General features: G+C 39.4%; 17 protein-coding genes. 6 read left to right on the top strand and 11 right to left on the bottom strand.

Going from position 1 to position 17,750, the window contains the following annotated elements:
- The coding region (locus AC4J95_RS11830; protein ID WP_494550056.1) for a helix-turn-helix domain-containing protein at positions 1–974 on the bottom strand (974 nt) is incomplete at its 3' end.
- A 106-nt stretch (positions 975–1,080) separates the two neighbouring features.
- Between AC4J95_RS11830 and AC4J95_RS11825 the strand changes: the two genes are divergently transcribed.
- Positions 1,081–1,695, top strand: coding sequence for a GNAT family N-acetyltransferase (locus tag AC4J95_RS11825; protein ID WP_494550055.1), 615 nt, complete (start codon positions 1,081–1,083; stop codon positions 1,693–1,695).
- A 54-nt stretch (positions 1,696–1,749) separates the two neighbouring features.
- Here AC4J95_RS11825 and AC4J95_RS11820 read toward each other — a convergent pair whose 3' ends face one another.
- Entirely contained in the window at positions 1,750–2,724 is a 975-nt protein-coding gene (locus tag AC4J95_RS11820; RefSeq protein ID WP_494550054.1) for an AraC family transcriptional regulator, read from the bottom strand.
- A gap of 222 nt (positions 2,725–2,946) precedes the next feature.
- On the opposite strand from AC4J95_RS11820, the gene AC4J95_RS11815 reads away from it, so the two are divergent.
- Positions 2,947–4,983: an FAD-dependent oxidoreductase gene (locus AC4J95_RS11815; protein WP_494550053.1), complete on the top strand. Its 2,037-nt coding sequence runs from the start codon at positions 2,947–2,949 to the stop codon at positions 4,981–4,983.
- Between the two features lie 90 nt (positions 4,984–5,073).
- Here the strand turns inward: AC4J95_RS11815 and AC4J95_RS11810 are convergent, their stop codons facing one another.
- From AC4J95_RS11810 to AC4J95_RS11795, 4 genes are all read right to left on the bottom strand, one after another.
- Positions 5,074–6,498, bottom strand: a complete 1,425-nt coding sequence (locus tag AC4J95_RS11810; RefSeq protein WP_494550052.1) for a 6-phospho-beta-glucosidase — start codon at positions 6,496–6,498, stop codon at positions 5,074–5,076.
- A 189-nt stretch (positions 6,499–6,687) separates the two neighbouring features.
- Positions 6,688–7,440: a MerR family transcriptional regulator gene (locus AC4J95_RS11805; RefSeq protein ID WP_494550051.1), complete on the bottom strand. Its 753-nt coding sequence runs from the start codon at positions 7,438–7,440 to the stop codon at positions 6,688–6,690.
- A gap of 11 nt (positions 7,441–7,451) precedes the next feature.
- Entirely contained in the window at positions 7,452–9,422 is a 1,971-nt protein-coding gene (locus AC4J95_RS11800; protein ID WP_494550050.1) for a HelD family protein, read from the bottom strand.
- 198 nt (positions 9,423–9,620) lie between these two features.
- On the bottom strand, positions 9,621–10,217 hold the full coding sequence (locus AC4J95_RS11795) for a DUF2922 domain-containing protein (protein ID WP_494550049.1): 597 nt from the start codon (positions 10,215–10,217) through the stop codon (positions 9,621–9,623).
- 607 nt (positions 10,218–10,824) lie between these two features.
- On the opposite strand from AC4J95_RS11795, the gene AC4J95_RS11790 reads away from it, so the two are divergent.
- The gene (locus AC4J95_RS11790) at positions 10,825–11,421 is read left to right on the top strand and encodes a histidine phosphatase family protein (protein ID WP_494550048.1); all 597 of its coding nucleotides are present in this window, start codon (positions 10,825–10,827) and stop codon (positions 11,419–11,421) included.
- A gap of 351 nt (positions 11,422–11,772) precedes the next feature.
- Here the strand turns inward: AC4J95_RS11790 and AC4J95_RS11785 are convergent, their stop codons facing one another.
- The 3 genes from AC4J95_RS11785 to AC4J95_RS11775 all read right to left on the bottom strand — a co-directional run bounded on the left by AC4J95_RS11785 (position 11,773) and on the right by AC4J95_RS11775 (position 12,839).
- Positions 11,773–11,940, bottom strand: coding sequence for an SDR family NAD(P)-dependent oxidoreductase (locus AC4J95_RS11785; protein ID WP_494550047.1), 168 nt, complete (start codon positions 11,938–11,940; stop codon positions 11,773–11,775).
- A gap of 86 nt (positions 11,941–12,026) precedes the next feature.
- Positions 12,027–12,215, bottom strand: coding sequence for a hypothetical protein (locus tag AC4J95_RS11780; RefSeq protein ID WP_494550046.1), 189 nt, complete (start codon positions 12,213–12,215; stop codon positions 12,027–12,029).
- Between the two features lie 63 nt (positions 12,216–12,278).
- Positions 12,279–12,839 carry a DapH/DapD/GlmU-related protein gene (locus AC4J95_RS11775; protein ID WP_494550045.1) on the bottom strand — a complete coding sequence of 187 codons (561 nt, stop codon included), beginning with the start codon at positions 12,837–12,839 and terminating at the stop codon, positions 12,279–12,281.
- 108 nt (positions 12,840–12,947) lie between these two features.
- Between AC4J95_RS11775 and AC4J95_RS11770 the strand changes: the two genes are divergently transcribed.
- Positions 12,948–13,817, top strand: a complete 870-nt coding sequence (locus AC4J95_RS11770; RefSeq protein WP_494550044.1) for a LysR family transcriptional regulator — start codon at positions 12,948–12,950, stop codon at positions 13,815–13,817.
- Positions 13,818–13,868: 51 nt separating this feature from the next.
- Positions 13,869–14,489 (top strand): isochorismatase family protein, encoded by a 621-nt coding sequence (locus tag AC4J95_RS11765; protein WP_494550058.1) that lies wholly within the window; start codon positions 13,869–13,871, stop codon positions 14,487–14,489.
- 251 nt (positions 14,490–14,740) lie between these two features.
- Here the strand turns inward: AC4J95_RS11765 and AC4J95_RS11760 are convergent, their stop codons facing one another.
- Positions 14,741–15,646: a DMT family transporter gene (locus tag AC4J95_RS11760; RefSeq protein ID WP_494550043.1), complete on the bottom strand. Its 906-nt coding sequence runs from the start codon at positions 15,644–15,646 to the stop codon at positions 14,741–14,743.
- 118 nt (positions 15,647–15,764) lie between these two features.
- Between AC4J95_RS11760 and pdxR the strand changes: the two genes are divergently transcribed.
- The gene (gene pdxR / locus AC4J95_RS11755) at positions 15,765–17,177 is read left to right on the top strand and encodes a MocR-like pyridoxine biosynthesis transcription factor PdxR (protein WP_494550042.1); all 1,413 of its coding nucleotides are present in this window, start codon (positions 15,765–15,767) and stop codon (positions 17,175–17,177) included.
- Between the two features lie 24 nt (positions 17,178–17,201).
- Here pdxR and AC4J95_RS11750 read toward each other — a convergent pair whose 3' ends face one another.
- Positions 17,202–17,558 carry a hypothetical protein gene (locus AC4J95_RS11750; protein WP_494550041.1) on the bottom strand — a complete coding sequence of 119 codons (357 nt, stop codon included), beginning with the start codon at positions 17,556–17,558 and terminating at the stop codon, positions 17,202–17,204.
- Between the last annotated feature and the right edge of the window lie 192 nt (positions 17,559–17,750).

Raw genomic sequence — 17,750 nt, 5'->3', positions numbered from 1 at the left:
ATAAAAGAATCATCATGATTCTCTTGATTGACCATAATTCCTTGAAACATTTCTTCGTACATTCGCTGCATGGATGGCTGTTTCAAAATGCGGAAGATCGAGATCGACTGCTCACAGTTTTGTTTTCCTGCTACTATTGAACCTGAGCTGATTTTTAGCCAGCCTTGATAAAACAGCAATTTCGTACTATTTAGTAAATCCCCTTGATCACGAAGCAGCTTCTCCGTTTCTTCCAACACTTCTTTCGCCCAAGTCAGTTTGCGAAAATTGATAAAAGTCGCACAGGTGCCAAACAGCAGTTCAAATTTCATTCGCTGCATCAACTGAACACCCGCTTCTTTTTCTGTTCGCGAAACTGCTGTACCTAAAAGTTGATGCACAGTCTCAACTGGAAAACTGAACTGGAAAAAGCGAAAGAGCAGGACTTCAAAAACACCCCAATTTTCAACATTATACAGATACTTTACAACAGGCTCAGACCTCCGCTGAAGGTCAGCAAAAAAATGATCAATACTTATTTGCTTTCCTTGATCGCGGTCATTATTAAGTTGATAGCTCATACTCAATAAATGGCATAATAACCTTAGAAATTTTGCACTCCGTGTCTCTCCTTTGATCTCTTCACTCAACTCAGCCATCTGCTTGATTGCATCTTGAAAATCACGCGATTCATTCACTTCATCATTGCATTTAAAAATCTGATTTAAATTGAAGGTAAATTTTCCAGTCATGAAAAATGGTCGATCGGAAAGATAGTAATAAAGATTAGCTCCTGGGTTCTGAACACGCAAATAAAGAAATTCTTCCATTGAGACATTGATCCGCTCAAGCAGATGCTCCAAGCGATAGAAACTAATATTCGAATCGCCTTTTTCAAACTTGCTGATAAAGGACAGACTATTGATCTCGTCCGCGACAGCTTGTAAACTCAATCCACGATCCTTACGCAATTGTCGAAATGTTTCTCCATCCATCACTTTTTCACTCCTTATCGAGTTCCACTATAGTAGAATTATCCATTAACTCCAGTGTAAGTTATCTATACTAAATGAACAAGGACTAGTTAAAGGAGGATTTTTTATGAGAAGCGCAACGATTGAAGATTTACCTAAGATTGTAGACTTTATATATGAACGATTTTCAGGTCTAGAGCATTTTAATTTTTTGACCGAACACATGAGTGATGCCGAAGATCTCCTGAAAAAGTTTATTGAGTTTGAAATCGCGCTATTTTTAAACTATGGAGAGGTTCGATTATATGGTGAGCCAATCACTGGAATCGTCAGCAGCATTCCATCAAAAGAATTCACCTTATTTCGCCAGTTTGTCTCTTCTTTTCCATCTAGAAAAATCTTGAAGGCACTCCCGAAGGACGATCGCAAACGGTTATTAGAGAAAAACAAACAGGTAGCAGAGATCCATCATTCAATTCCCTGGCATAAAAAGTACTCAAAAAACAGCTATTATATCGCTCAAATTGCTGTGGCTAAAGAAGCAAAAGGAACGGGTGTCATGCGTAAATTGATTGCTCCAATCTTGGAAGAATGTCAGAAGAAGAAGATGGATGTCGTATTGGAGACCATGACTGAAGCGAATATTCCGATCTACGAGCATTTCGGTTTTGAATTGGCTGAAGTTCACCAAAGCCAAAATGTCCCTTACAGTGAATATTGCTTCATCAAACGAGCGAAGTGAATTATTAAAAAAGAGTATTGCGCCATGATTATCATGTGCGATACTCCTTTTCACTTAATTCAAATATTTAACCAGTAATGGGCAGCCACTTTCTGCTTCTTCGCCACGCTTCAGCATCGTCTGGACTTTTTTTCGATAATTCATTGGAGATAAGTGATATTTTTCTTTAAATCGTTTTGCAAAATAAGCAGAATTATTGAAGCCGCATTGGAAAGCGATAGCAGTAATCGGGATTTTCGTCTGATACAAACAGATTGCGGCAGACGTCAAGCGCAGATCGTTCAAATAATGACTAAAGGATAAATCGGCTACTTGAAAGACTTTTTGCAGTGTTCGAATCGATGTTTGGCAATGAACGGCGGTTTGTTTGATCGTCAGATTAGAATCCTGGAGATTCTTACGTATAAATTCTGTCGCGATGATCAGGAGATCGTTGTAATTCTTGCTGTCTAAAAATGGCTCTGTTTCGGATAACCAAACACAGAAAAGCTGCATGAAATGTTTCAGCAAGTCTCGATTTTCTTCTTCTGAACATAATGGAAATTGTTCGGCTATCTGAAAAATCATCTCCAGCAAGACCCGCCCCATTCCACTTTCAGCCGCAAGAACTCGGCTAGTCATCGAGGAGGCAAGCAGTTTTTCGGTCTGAAAATCCTGCTGAAGAAATAAATTAATTCCTTCTGTTATTCTCTCTCGTTGATAGTGACTCGTAGCCCGCAGATCAAAGATTCCTATAGAATAATCCTTCAAAATGCTGGTTTCTTTACCATCCGTATGTCGTTCAAAACCATTTTTAATAAAACGCAATCCTAAATACCCTTTATGATCCTCACAACAACGAGTGAAAATTCCCTGTGACCGATCAACGATACTGTGGGTCAATACAATGTGATCCAATTGATAGATTCTGGAGACGGACAGGGTTTCTTTGGGACTGTTGATCGTGTATTGAAAGTTTAGCTGAGACAAACTTTTCGAATAATCCTGCGATTTGGAAAATTGAGAACAATGGATACCTCTTTGTGTCATCGACTTTTCCGCTCCCCTCGCGTAATCGTTATATTCCTCGGGCGCTAAAATCATAGTGATCTTCATCAGATATTCTATACTTAAATTATACTATTTGAATATTTTTTCACAACTCAAATTAAATGAAGTCTCCCTATATTCTTTATTCGTATCAGAATGCAAGTCGTGAATAGTTTGCGGCTTAAAAATATAGCTACAAAAAAGAAAAGGAGGAATTGTTGTATGATGTCAAAATTTGAAAGTTTGTTCTCCCCTTTACAGATTGGTTCGGTTGAAATCCCCAATCGGATCGCTATGATGCCGATGGGTGTCTTCTCCCCACGCTTGCTGAGTATGGAAACGATCGCTTATACCAAAGAAGGTGCGGATTACTACATCGAAAGAGCCAAAGGCGGCACTGGATTGATCATTACTGGCTTGATGCCGGTGGTGGACAATATGGGCTTTTGTATCTTGAGTAATCCCGAAGGCTATGTCAAAGATATGAAGTATTTGATGGATGGGGTTCATGAAGCTGGCGGAAAAGTATTCGTACAATTGACTGCTTTGACTGGACGTGCGAATCACGGATTAGTCGGCATCTGCCCTGCTCCTGCACCGATTCAAAATGTCTGGGACCCGACCAAAACCGATCGTGGTATGTCAAAAGAAGAGATAAAAACCTACATTGAAAATTTTGCCAAAGGTGCGAAGTTAGTCCAAGATGCTGGTGGTGATGGTGTTGAAATTCATGCGGTCCATGAAGGGTATTTACTAGATCAATTTGCGATCTCCTTCTTTAATCGCCGAACCGACGAATATGGCGGGTCACTAGAAAATCGCCTGCGAATTATCAAAGAAATCGTCGAAGCGATCAAGGAAGCCTGCGGGCAAGATTTCCCTGTGTCGATGCGTTACAGTGTGAAAAGCTATGTGAAGGACTTTAACCGTGGTGCAATTCCAGGTGAAGCCTTTGAAGAAAAAGGCCGTGATTACGAAGAATCCTTTATCGTAGCTAAAAAATTAGAAGAGTTCGGCTACGACATGCTGAACTGCGACAACGGGAGCTACGATTCTTGGTTCTGGGCGCATCCTCCAATGTACATGCCAAAAGCCTGCAACTTGGAAGATGTTATGAAGGTCAAAGAGGTCGTTTCAATTCCAGTTGCTTGTGCCGGCCGATTTGACGATCCGGCATTAGCGGATCAAGTAATCGCTGAAGGAAAACTGGATATCATGGGAATGGGGCGTCCTCTATTGGCTGATCCGGAAGCGCCAAAGAAATTTTCTGAAGGCCGTTTGGATGACGTACGACCATGTATTTACTGTCACCAAGGTTGTTTAGGTCGGATTTTCCAATTCAAGGACATTTCCTGTGCAGTGAATCCAGCCTGTGGTCGCGAGAAGAGTTATGCCTTGACTCCTGCGGAAACGAAGAAAAAAGTCTTAGTCGTTGGCGGCGGAATCGGCGGAATGGAAGCTGCTCGTGTGGCGGCAATTCGCGGACATGCAGTTGATTTATATGAGAAAACGGATCAATTGGGCGGTGTCTTTGTTGCGGCGGCAACTCCTGATTTCAAAGAGGATGATCGTCACTTGTTGGATTGGTATAAGAAACAAATGGATGATTTAATGGTCGGGGTTCAACTCAATACGGAAATTACTGCCGACCAAACCAAAGATTATGATGAAATTTTTGTCGCCACAGGTGCCATTGAACGGCGCTTGGATACACTGGGCTTTGACAGTGAGCATGTGACTTATGCCATTGATGCCCTGCGTCATAAAGAAATTGTTGGGGAAAATGTGGTGATAGTCGGTGGTGGGTTGACTGGTTGTGAAATTGCGTATGATCTGGCGAAAAAAGGCAAACAGGTCACAATCGTTGAAGCTAGCGAAACAATCTTGAATGCCTTTGGACTTTCGGCTGCCAATTACAATATGATGATGGAATTGTTGGATTACTATCAAGTGACAGTTCTGAAAAACTCTGTCGTTGATAAATATGCTGACGGTACGGCTTATGTAACAGAAACTGTCAAAAATTATCCAAATGTCGCAAACCGTGCACAGCATATGTTCGCTCTTGGTGTGCAAGGAATGCCAAAAGCACATGAAATTCCAGCTGACGACATTATCGTTTCTATCGGCTATACACCTGACGATAATCTATATCAAGCTATCCAAGCCGACAATGTTCATTTGATTGGGGATGCCAAGAAACCGACGAATGTGATGGATGCCATTTGGGAAGCCTATGAAGCGGCGATGAATGTGTAAATTTTTTTCGAAAAGTACTTAACGAAAGTAAAGCAAACGAGCCTTTTGCTATCAGTTTAGATAGTAAAAAGCTCGTTTGACTTGCATGGTTTATTCAGATGCTAAATCTTCACCATTTGTCGCAATGACTTTCTTATACCAGTAGAAGCTGTCTTTCCGGCTGCGGTCAAACGTTCCATTGCCCTCATCGTCCTTATCGACATAGATAAAGCCATAACGTTTCGACATTTCACCAGTTCCACCAGAAACTAAATCAATACAGCCCCACGGTGTATAGCCAATCAAGTCCACACCGTCTTCAACGGCTTTGCCCATTTCTTCAATGTGGCGACGAACATAGTCGATGCGGTATTCATCACGAATCGAACCATCTGCTTCGACTTTATCAACCGCACCTAATCCATTTTCAACAATCATCAAAGGAATCTCATAGCGATCATACAGTTCGTTTAAGGTGAAGCGCAAACCGACCGGATCAATCTGCCATCCCCATTCGCTAGTTTCTAGATAATTATTTTTTACACCGCCAAAGAGGTTTCCACCAACACGGTCATCGCTTTCTTCGATATTCGCAGTCACGCAACTAGTCATATAATAGGAAAAGGTATAATAGTCAACCGTTCCTTCTTTCAGGATTTCTTCGTCACCTGCTTCAAACTTCACATCGATGTCGTGCTTCGCGAAGTAGCTCTTCATATAGTATGGATATTTTCCTTTCACCTGAACATCTCCGCAAAAACAGTTCAATTTTTTGACTAGCTCTTGACTCGCCAGTGCGTCTTCTGGTTTACAGGTCAGCGGATACATCGTCATATATGCCAGCATACAACCAATCTGGAAATCAGGATTGATCTCATGACCGATTTTCACCGCCTTCGCACTAGCCACAAACATATGATGCAGTGCTTGAAAACGGCGTTCTTCATTGTCTTCTGCATCTAAGATTCCAAGTAAATTTCTGCCACCTAATGGTAAGGTACCAAAGTTAATCTCATTGAAGGTCAGCCAGTATTTGACTTTATCTTTATAGCATTCAAACAAGGTCGTCGCATAATTGACGAAGAAATCGATCGTTTTACGATTGGCAAAACCACCATAATTATCGGCTAAGGCATATGGTAATTCAAAATGGCTGATGGTAACTAACGGTTCGATGCCATACTTTTTGCATTCATCAAAGACTTTGTCATAAAAAGCCAACCCTTCTTCATTTGGTTCTGCTTCATCGCCTTTTGGAAATATTCGTGTCCAAGCAATACTTAGACGAAAAACTTTGAAGCCCATCTCCGCAAACAGCGCAATATCTTCTTGATAACGGTGGTAAAAATCGATGCCATCATGATTTGGATAGTAGCCATCTGGCTCAATCGTTGGTGTCATCACCCGCGGCTTATGTAATCCGCCTGCTCTCATATGATCCGGGATGCTTTCACCTTTTCCTCCTACGTCCCAAGCCCCTTCACATTGATTAGCAGCAGTCGCTCCACCCCATAAAAAATCCTTTGGAAATGTCATTTGTAGTTCCTCTTTTCTATTTTTTTGGCGTGATTCCATCCCAAAAACATCAAAAACCTGTCAACAAATAAAGCGTTCCTCACGCTCAATTTATCAACAGGTTTAGCTTGCTAGTTGCAATCACTATCCATTTGATTCTATTTCTAAAAAAAGTATAGCACCATGGAATAAAAAAATGCAAACGCTTTTTTACTTTTTGTTATTAAAAAAACGGCTCTGTATTATAGTGATTTTTTGTTTTAGTTCAGAAGCATTGTTTTTGGCTTTTTCCAGGGAAACAATCAGATTGTCACAGGCGGTGAGAATGCTGTCATCTGGATCAGTTGGATTCAGTAATGGTTTGATATCTTGTTTCTCTTGATCAATCGCATTCAGCATTCGCAAAATCGCTGCCAACGAATATTTCGCTGAACGCAATGTACGAATAATTTTCAGACGCTTGATATCTTCTTCATCATAGACACGATAGTTATTTTTACTTCTTTTGATCGTTAGCAAACCATTTCGCTCCCAATTTCTAAGAGCTTCAGAAGTCACACCTAAGCTTTCCGCCGCCTCACTTCTTGTTAAGCAGGTACCTGCTTCTTCCGTTTTACCATCTAGAATCTCTTCAACCACATGAATCACATCATTGGCATCAGAAATTTCCTGATCCACTAGGTTGAGATAATGGTCAAGCAGTGCCTGAGCTTCAGTAAAATCATAGCGTGCCAAGGCCTTCACCATATCTACCATGGTGATGCGCAAGCCAGATTGCAGTACTTCGATTTGAAAAGCAATCTGCGCAATTTTGATAGTCTCGATATGATAGTCAGTAAAGACACGGTACCCATTTTCCGCTCGAGGAGGAATAGGGATCAACTCCCATTCCTCATAACGACGAATTGTATTGGGATGCAGCCCGACTGTTTTTGCGACTTCGGAGGTGCTGTATGTTTTCATCAATTTTCCTTTCAATCACGAATTAAGAGTGTCAGCTCATGCAATGCTCTGGAACAACTGGTGTAGATCAGTGTGCTCTTTTGAGTCAGCTGGCTAGATCGGATATCAGGTAAAATTACCTGATCAAACTCCAATCCTTTGGCAAACTGCGTAGTTGTCAGAATAACGCCTTCCGCAATCTTTTTTGTGTCTTTTCCAAAACGAATCATTTTTTCATCAGGAAAATCTGCTGTGATCTTTGCCGCCTCTTGCCAATTCTGACAAATTATACCACAGGATTTATGTTCACTTTCTTTAAAATCTGTCAATTTTTGCTCAAGCTGCTCTTTACTGTATTTTCGAATGTCAACTTCTTTGCCATGACGCTCTACCGGTTGAATTTCCTCTTCATTGATGAAACGTTTCGCAAAATCCATAATTTCAAAACTTGAGCGATAGCTGGTGTGAAATTTCAGTAATCGCGAATTTGGCAGTTCAGTCAGAATTTCCGTTAGAAAATTCGAATCAACCGAAAGCAACGATTGATGAATATCTCCGCAAATTGTTTTTTGACATGGAAACAACCGCTCGATCACTGAAAACTGCAGCAGCGAATAGTCCTGCATCTCATCAATCACTAAATGCTGGATCTTTTTGTTGGGCTTGATTCCTTCGATCATTGATTTGAAAAATAAATAGGGGAATAGATCGGAATAATTAATGGTGTTTCGAATATTCGTATACTCTATTTTATTATCAGCAAGAAAGGAATAGTAATCCGCTAAACTGCCTGTTATGTTGACTATTTTCTTAAATCGCTGCTTTAGCTGTTTTGAGAATTTTTCACGCCGAACATCAATTACTCGTTTACTTAGCAGGTTGGAAATAGCTTGAATGATTTCAAATAAACTTTTATCTGGCTGTTGGTCAACCAAGCGCTTAATTTCTGCTGACGTGATCAGCTGATCATCAATCAAAATTTCTGTTGCGGATAATTTGGTCTTCAATTGTTCAAAATGATTTTTGAGCAAATCGAAAAATTCTTTTGACTGTTTGTAATTGAAGGTTGCCGCTTGTTTAGATGCTGGATTTTCTAACGCCTCAGTCAAATCGCCGTGACGATCAGTCACCTGATATTTTTCCTCAATAAACAGCAAACCCAGCTTCACGATATCTACTTGTGGCAGCTCATCTTCTCCTAATTCTGGTAAAACCGTTGAGATATAATCAGCAAAGACCTGGTTCGGTGAAACAATCAAAATATCTGAAGCAGATAGCTCCTCCTTTTTCTGGTACAACAGATATGCCATGCGATGCAGTGCTATCGAGGTTTTACCCGAGCCAGCAACGCCTTGAATCACTAGATTTTTGGTTTTTGTATCTCTAATCGCTGCATTCTGCTCCTTTTGAATCGTGTGGATAATCGTCTTCATTTCATTAGAAGTACTTTTGCCTAACTCTCGCACCAATAGATCATCATTGATTGCGTCATTTGTATCCACCACGAAGTTGATTATTCCATTCTCGATTTCAAATTGCCTTTTCAGTTGTAGTTCACCATGAAATTGTCGATTATGTGATTCATAAAAAGCGTCACCAAGAGAAAAATCATAATAAAGTGATGATATCGGAGCTCGCCAATCATAGATTAATTGCTCCCCGAAATGGTCCGCGAAACCGTATCGACCAATGTAAAAGCTTTCTGGTTCGTCTTCTTCAGAAAATTGAAAAACGATTTTGCTAAAATACGGTGTATTCTTTTGATAGTTCAATTTTTTTAGCGTATTCGCCTCCAGTACACTACGGCTGTCTATAAATTTCAAGTTTTGCTGATGATTATAAACTTCATATTTGTCCAATTCATTTTTGTAATCAATCGTATAGTGTTTAAGCTCCTTGTAATTTTCTTCATTGGTGGTTAAGATGTCCTCAACTTCAGCAATTTTTCTAGTCAGCTTACTAGTTACATCTGCTAAATAAATCTCTTCAGTCATTGAATTCATGAAATCCTCCCCTTTCGTCAGCCTTTATCTTAGCAAAGGCACACAGGGTTGGTGTGATAGTGGAGGGTTTAAAAGTATTAAAAAAGCACAAATAGACGAGAAGCATGGATTCCGACTCGTTTATTTGCTATTCATAGTATAATGATATTTTTGCTTGATCGAATACCAATGTTGAATTTACCAATAATCGAACGCCTGCTAATGCTTTTTGTGCTGCTTAAAACGTTCTAAGAGTTTTCGTTTGGTCTTGTTGATTTTTTTCTTTTGTGTCGTCTTTGATTCCTTTGAATCTGTGACCGATTCTTTGAACTGCTGAATTTCGGATGAATCTGACACCTCTTCGTAGTACAAATCTTCTAAAACAGCATCATCTGGTAATACTTCGGCAACCATTTCCTTCAACTCTTCATCAGATACAGAATTTATATCTCGTCCTGTTGGCAGAACGACTTCCATTTGCTTGATTCCGTCTTCGGGTTCTTCTGCAATTTGGATTGTAAACCCTTTTTCTTCAGCTGTTTGCAGATTGGACTTGTGATTTTGGACAGATGCCTCCACGACTGCTGTTTTCTCTTCATTAATAGCAAAAAGTGTTTTTTCTGTCGTTTCTATAATTTTCGCGCTGACGACTTTTTGGTATAAACGAACGCCAGCCTTTTCGAATAAATTCAAAGCAGTTAGTTTTTCTAACGTCGCTCTAATCTCTTCTGCTGATTTATTTGGATCTGGATCCTTAAAGATCCAGCGATGTCTTTTTCCTTCACTATTTTCGAAAACTACCACTAACTTTTGCATTATTAATCCTCCTTATCAATCCATATCTTCGTTTTAACTTTAAGTGTAATGAATCTTCTAAGATTAGCTGGGCGATACTAATCATTTTTTTAATATGGTTGTCGAGCTCCCCCTTCTAAATTTACAACTAAACTTTAATACATCTGTGAAAACGTTGTCAATATTGTAATTTTATTATGTCCACTAAAAAACCTGATTCACAATTGAACAATCTTGAGTTGATTAACATCAACATCGAAACACGATATCAATTATTTTTTTCACCTTCCGGAATTGAAAAAATAAGAAAATCATTTAATTAAAATGGCGTTGGCCACTTTTGAAAAAGTTCGTTTAGATATCATGTCTCCTTTCATTTCTTCCTATTTGTCCTTATCATGTAAAATTGTGACTCATCCAGGAGCTTGGTATTTTATGGGAGTAATGATCGCTACGAGTTTGATCTTTGATATGTGGTATTGCATAATTCTGTATAAAGAAATTAAGGCGCAAGGCTACTCTCCCTATAGTCGGTTCTGACAACAACTTTCATTTTAAAACGAAATTTACAGGTTTTTTTTCGACTGATTTGGTAAACTTTAATAAGTATACTAATCGGAGGATCAATATGAAAAAGAAATTATACTTGATGCGTCACGGACAAACTCTGTTCAATCAATTGAATAAGGTCCAAGGCGCTTGTGACTCGCCATTGACTGAGAAAGGCATCCAGCAGGCGCAACAGGCTCGAAGCTATTTTCAAGAAAACAAGATTGAGTTTGACCATCTCTACTCTTCTACGCAGGAACGCGCCTGTGATACGTTAGAGATCATAACAGAAAGAAGCGATTATAAACGCCTTAAGGAGCTAAAAGAAATGCATCATGGCGTATATGAAGGAGAACCGCAATTTCTACAGCCGCAGGGGCCTGAATATTTTGAAGCTTTCTATCAGCAATTCGGTGGTGAGTCCTTATCAGCCGTTCAAGAGCGGGTTGTATCTGCCCTGCACCAAATCATGTCAAAGGAAGATCATTTTCAGGTCCTAGCTGTCTCTCACAATGGCGCCTGTATCAGCTTTCTGCAATCACTTCAACAAGAAAACAAGGATGACTTGATTCGTGCTTATCCTAACTGTGCGATCTTTATCTTAAACTATGAAAATGAGAAGTTTCAACTGGAAGACATTGTTGACCCAGCTACTAAACAAAGTATTCTATGCTAAAAAAGCAACGATCTGGAAAAGATCGTTGCTTTTTCTAGACTTCAGGCAAGCTTAACTAAGAGAATAATTACTCCTGCCAATATAAAAATTCGCACTTTTTTCATCCACATCAACTCCCTATTGATGGAAAATCTACTATTATGTAGCCTGCTTTACTGATCGTGACGTGTTCTGGCTGCTGGACATACGACACTGCTTACGCACCATCTTCCGATGACAAAATAAAACCAGCTTTACCAGCAGTTTCTTGCAAAGCAGCTTCTGTCGATTTGTCGCCCACTGTGCAAATTATTCAGAAGCAAGCATTCCTGAAGAAATGATAGTTGAACGAATGCCGTTGTTTTGCTCTTCTTACCGCAAACCTTCCATGATTTCAAGCATTGCATCTTTTGTACCGTTATAAACTGCTGAATCGGAATAAGCGACATGGCCTACTACAGAAGTCGTTGAAATAATCAAACCAGCTTTTTGTTTTTGCATAATTGGCAATATCGCGCCGATAGCATTGAGGACATCCATGATATTGATATCTACCAGCTGTCATATTCCAATTTTGAGAGATTCCCCTGTAACCTGATGCCGGCATTGTTATACATGACATCGATTCAACCAAATTTCTCGATCGCTAAGTCAATTACTCCCTTCACTTGCTGACGGTCTGTTACATTAGCTTTTTGATAAACAACTTTTTCTTCCAAATCCTCTGATAAAGCTTTGATTCGCTCTTCTCGGTGAGCCACCAAAATTAACTTTGCTCCTTTGCTGGTTAAATAATTTGGCGATCGCTTCATCATTCCCTCAAGAAGCTCTCATAATCACTACTACTTTTTGTGATACATCTATCATTCTGATTCCTCCTAAATTTCTTTAATGATCCTAGCAGGAGATCCGGCAACGATCACATTTGGAGGTACGTCCTTAGTGACTGTGGAGTCGGCCGCAACGATTGAATTCTTTCCGACTGTAACACCTGGAAGAATCGTGACATTCGCCCCTAACCACGAATTTTCCTCAATTTTGACCGAAGCAACGGATAAACCGCGACGTTTTTCCGGATTGACTAAATGATTCACAGAAATGATACGACACATCGGACCAATCAGGACATGATCCTCAATCACTATTCCTCCCAAATCAACAAACGTGACATTCTGATTGATAAAAATATCTTTGCCGAACGAGATATGTTTGCCAAAATCCGTATAAAATGGTTGAGAAACTGTTACCGATGGATCAATCCTTCTACCTGTGATTTTTTCTAAGTAGATCCGCATTTCTTCATCGGTATGATAACTTGCATTCATTTCCATCGTCAGTTGTTCATTGTTTGCTTTCAATTCATGGATCTCATCATAAATGTAAGAATTAGGTAAAATCTCGATCCCTTGAATTTTCTTTAGAAGTTCATGTTTGATCATCCTGTCTACCTCCTTTGGTTGCTGACTTTAGTATACTTCGCTATACTAGCAATGAATAATACTTATATCGAATATACAACTATCGTTTTCAGTTATAGGAGGAGAAGGATGGAATTACGAGTGTTGAACTACTTTTTGACTGTTGCTAGAGAAAAGACCATCAGTAAAGCCGCTGAAGTTCTGCATCTTTCTCAACCAACCTTGTCAAAGCAATTAAAAGATCTGGAAGATGAATTAGGTGTACAGCTGTTTATCCGAGGAAATCGCGAAATTTCGCTGACTGAAGATGGCGTTTATCTGCAAAATCGCGGCAAAGAAATTTTATCATTAGTGGATACAACGACCTCTAATCTGCAAAAAAATGAAGTCATTGGCGGAGATATCATGATTGGTAGCGGCGAAACTCAAGCCTTTCAATTTTTATCAACGATCCTGAACGATTTGATGAGCAACCATCCTGATATCAACGTCCACATGTATAGTGGAAATGCCGATGATGTAAAGGCAAAAATTGATAAAGGATTACTGGATTTTGGCTTGGTGATTAATCCTGTTGAAAAGCAAAAATATGAATATCTTCCCCTACCAGTCTCAGATCGTTGGGGGATTTTGGTTAATGAAAAACATGAACTAGCAAAAAATAAATCGGTTATTGCTAGTGATTTGGTTGCCTATCCTTTATTGATTTCTAGCCAAACGTTAGTCAATAATCAGATATCTGAATGGCTGGGTGGTAATTTGAATAATTTCAAAATTGCTGGCAGCTACAATCTGCTTTACAATGCCTCATTATTAGTCAAAGAAGGTTCAACCGTGGCTTTTTGTATCGAGGGCATCATTAATACCAAGGATAGCGGTTTAGCCTTTATTCCATTGAAGCCAGTCCTTACGTCAACTATCAGCATCATTTGGAAAAAGAAGCAGGTTTTTTCCAATGCCGGAAAGCTCTTCTTAAAGGAGCTGGCAGAAGCCACATAAAACGAAATCTTAGTGTTTTTTCCAGTCCGCGTTTCAATAACAGTATCAAAAATAGGGAGTGGATATGCGAAAAGAAGCGCAGACGGATTACTCTCACCTGAAAATACTGTATTGACTGTGATCGATTATCAACCGACTCAGATCAACTCGATCAATTCAATGACTCGGTCAGAATTGATCCGAAATACGGAAATCGTTATTGAACTGGCGAAACTTTATCATATCCCGATCGTTCTTTCAACTGTAAACGTTGAAAAAGGTTGGAATACTGATACGATCCCTGTCTTGAAAAAAGTGGTTGGCGAAGATGCACCCTCTTATGACCGCAGTTCTATCAATGCATGGGAAGATAAAGAATACAATGAAGCAATCAAAGCGACCGGACGTAAAAAAATCTTGATTTTGGCTTTATGGACAGAAGCTTGTTTGACGTTCCCAACTCTAGATGCGCTAAAAGAAAGCTATGAAGTATACCCCATCGTGGATGCTGTTGGCGGAACTTCAACGATTGCTCACGAAACTGCCTTGCGCCATGTAGAACAAGCCGGAGCGCAATTAACTTCTATCGCCCAACTAGCCTGCGAATTGCAGAGAGACTGGAACCGTGAAAAAACTGTACCTGGATTCGACGAACTAATGACGAAATTCGGTGCCTTTTCTAATTTACGTTAACAGCCTTTCAAAATCACTTTAATAAAGATGTCGTTTGAACTTTACAGAAGGTATTTTTTTCATTTCACTTTCATTTCGATAGGTTATTACTAGAACCCCTTTACTTTATACTAATAAAATCCCCTCACCAATTTTTTAAGTGAGGGGATTTCATTTTTGTAAGGGAGAAACTCTCCAATGTCAGTGTTTTCTTTCATTGTGCTTTCCATAAAAAAATGCTGGATATCAAATCTGCTCTGTTAATGAGCGATTTATGATGGTTCTTTTGCTAACTTCTTAGTTTTCTTTTGGTATTGCGACTTGACCGAATAGACACCCATCATGACAATAAATATTCCAGCGACCTCCTTTAAAGACAGATTTTCAGAAAAGATCAGAAAAGCATATATAGAGGCAACAACTGGTTGGCAAAGGCACACGATCGTCGACAAATTGACATTTATCTTTCCTTGACAATGAGCCAACAAATTATGGCCGATCACCTGTAAACAAATGGCTAACCCTAATAAAGGGAATAAATCCATCCATTCTTTCGGTGCTTGAAACCCTTCAATCACGGCAGCAGTTGCTCCCAGAGCCAACAAACTACCGAATCCGCTAACAAACATGATCACACTGCTTTGATAACGATCACGCAAACGATAAGTAATCAGCAAAAAGCCAGCATAAAAGATTGAGGCGCAAAAGGCCAATAAATCGCCAAAATAATTACTTGGACTAGGATTATTCTTGCCTCCTAAAAGGATAAATACTCCAATCACAGTTATCCCTGCTCCAACTAAAAAGGACGGCGAAATCTTTTCCTTAAATAGAAAGTAAGAGATAGGAATGACGGTAAATGGTGTTAAGTTGGTCAGCAGATTCGCATTAGCAACGCTAGTATAACTAAATGAAAGATTCCAGAGCGCGATGTCACCTGCCAGAAAAATGCCAGCCAAACAAAGAATCGTTATATCTTTTTTTGTCAGTTGGTATAGGTGTTTATAGGCCAAAGGAAACAAAAATGGAAAAGCAAGCAGAACACGATAAAAGCCAGTATTGATTGGTGGTAAGCTGCTAAACTTTACAAAAATCCCTCCAGTTGCTAAGAAAGCAATTGCTACGAATTCGATTAAAACGTCTTTTGTATCATTAGTCCGTTGATTTGATTTGTTCATTTTCTAGACCTCCATCATCCTCTAAGCGACTTTGATAACTATGGTATACTAATTCTGGAACTACCAAAAGAACCAGAAAACGAAATAATTATAGTACCAGAAGAAGGGAGCTTGTGCCGTGATTTATCTAAATCGAGAAAGCGATGAGCCTTTATATGAACAAATATATAACCAGATAAAGACCGAGATATTAAGCGGCAGGTTGAAAGAAGATGATGTTCTGGTAAGCAGTAGAGCCCTTTCGGAAATATTAGGTGTGAGTCGAAATACCGTGAATACCGCATATAGCCAGCTAATTGCTGAGGGTTATGTCAATTCAGCCAAACGGATAGGTTTGCGAGTCAAGAAGGTTCCTGAACTGAAGATTCATAAAAAAGCGATCAAGCAAAAACCAAAAGAGGTTCCTGATGAACCTGAGTCGTCCTTTGATATCGTATATGACCTGACAAATAGCAGTCAAACTAGCAGTCTTTTCCCCAAAAAGCTTTGGAGGAAATATACCATTGAATGCATGGATATTTTGTCTAATGAATCCAAGCTTTCCTCCTACCAAGACAAGCAGGGAGAACAATACTTGAGAAAGAATTTGCTGTCCTACTTGAGAAAAATTCGCGGTGTTCATTGTGATGAAGACCAGATTGTTCTTACCTGTGGGTTGCAGCAGTCGCTTGATTATCTTTGTAAGCTTATTTCATTTGATCAGAATTCTCTGTTAATGGAAGATCCGGGTTTCGACAAAGCGGCAGCGGTTTTTCAGACAAATGGCGTTAAAATAGAGACCATTCCCGTAGATCATGACGGTTTAATGGTCTCTAAGCTTCCCAATTATTCAGCTATTCGCGCAATTTATACTACTCCTTCTCACCAATTTCCAACAGGCGCGACGCTGTCAATTGATCGTCGATACAAATTGTTAGAATGGGCTGAAAGAAGCAACGCCTTTATTATTGAGGACGATTTTGATAGTGAACTACGTTACTATTCAAAACCTATTCCCGCACTTCAATCAATCGACGATAAGGACCGGGTAATCTATCTCGGAACCTTTTCCAAAGCACTATCTCCATCGATTCGGATGGGGTATATGATTTTACCTCCAGCATTGCTTCACTGTTATCTTAAAACATTTGAACTGTATAATAGCAGCGTGCCCTTACTGAATCAATATGTTATTGCGCGCCTAATTGAAACGGGAAATTATGAACGACACATTCGCCGCTTAAACCACGCCTTTCGTAAGCGTCTCGAACGCTTCACGGCAGAACTGTCAGATGTAAAGGATAAAGTTAAACTGTCCAGTAACGGCAGCGGTCAATACTTTCTACTGACGTTTGCTCAAGACGTCCAACAGACCCAATTGATTGATCGCGCGCTGGAACAAGGTGTTCGGGTCTATTCCACTATGCAATTCTGGCAGGAAAAAGCAGACTGTCCCGCCAATACATTATTTCTCGGCTTCGGAAAAATTGATTTGGACGATATTCCAGACTGTGTGGCTAGACTGAAAAAGGCTTGGCATGAATGGCTTTAAAATGATCGAAGAATCTTGAAGCAATCATTCTATTTCATCACTCAATTTAAATATCTTTACTTCAGAAACTGCGTGACTTGATTGTTTTACTTGATTTTCCTTTAAGACAGTACTTTGTATCAAGGGATTACGGTTCAATTCTTCAGCTGCACTACTTTCTGGAGTACTTTTATCACTTTTGACTGTCTTTACTTCACGAGATATTTTTTTTGGAGTTCTAGTATTTGGCAGGATTTTCTTATTGACAAAGGTCACGGTCAGTTCCGGCTGATAAAAATGCTGATAAAGCAGATAGCTTCCCACGCTGCATAATAAAAGCAACATCGAGATCAACAACGTTGCCCGCCGAATCTTATCTTGTTCATCTGTGGTTCCTTCCATTGTAAAGGCCTCCAATTCGATATAATCATAAATGATATTTTTTCTATTTTAATATTAATATAATCGATGTTATATTGCAAATAGTATTTTATTAACTAACATAAATAAACTCATTCAATAATATCTTGAATGAGTTTATATTTTAGGTTTTTAAATTATTCAAATAAACTAAATTTTTACAATTGATGGAGA

The organism is Enterococcus sp. GPZ-007, from assembly GCF_059374735.1.
The sequence above is the reverse complement of the archived record's forward strand: the minus strand, read 5'-3'. Positions and strand labels throughout refer to the sequence as shown.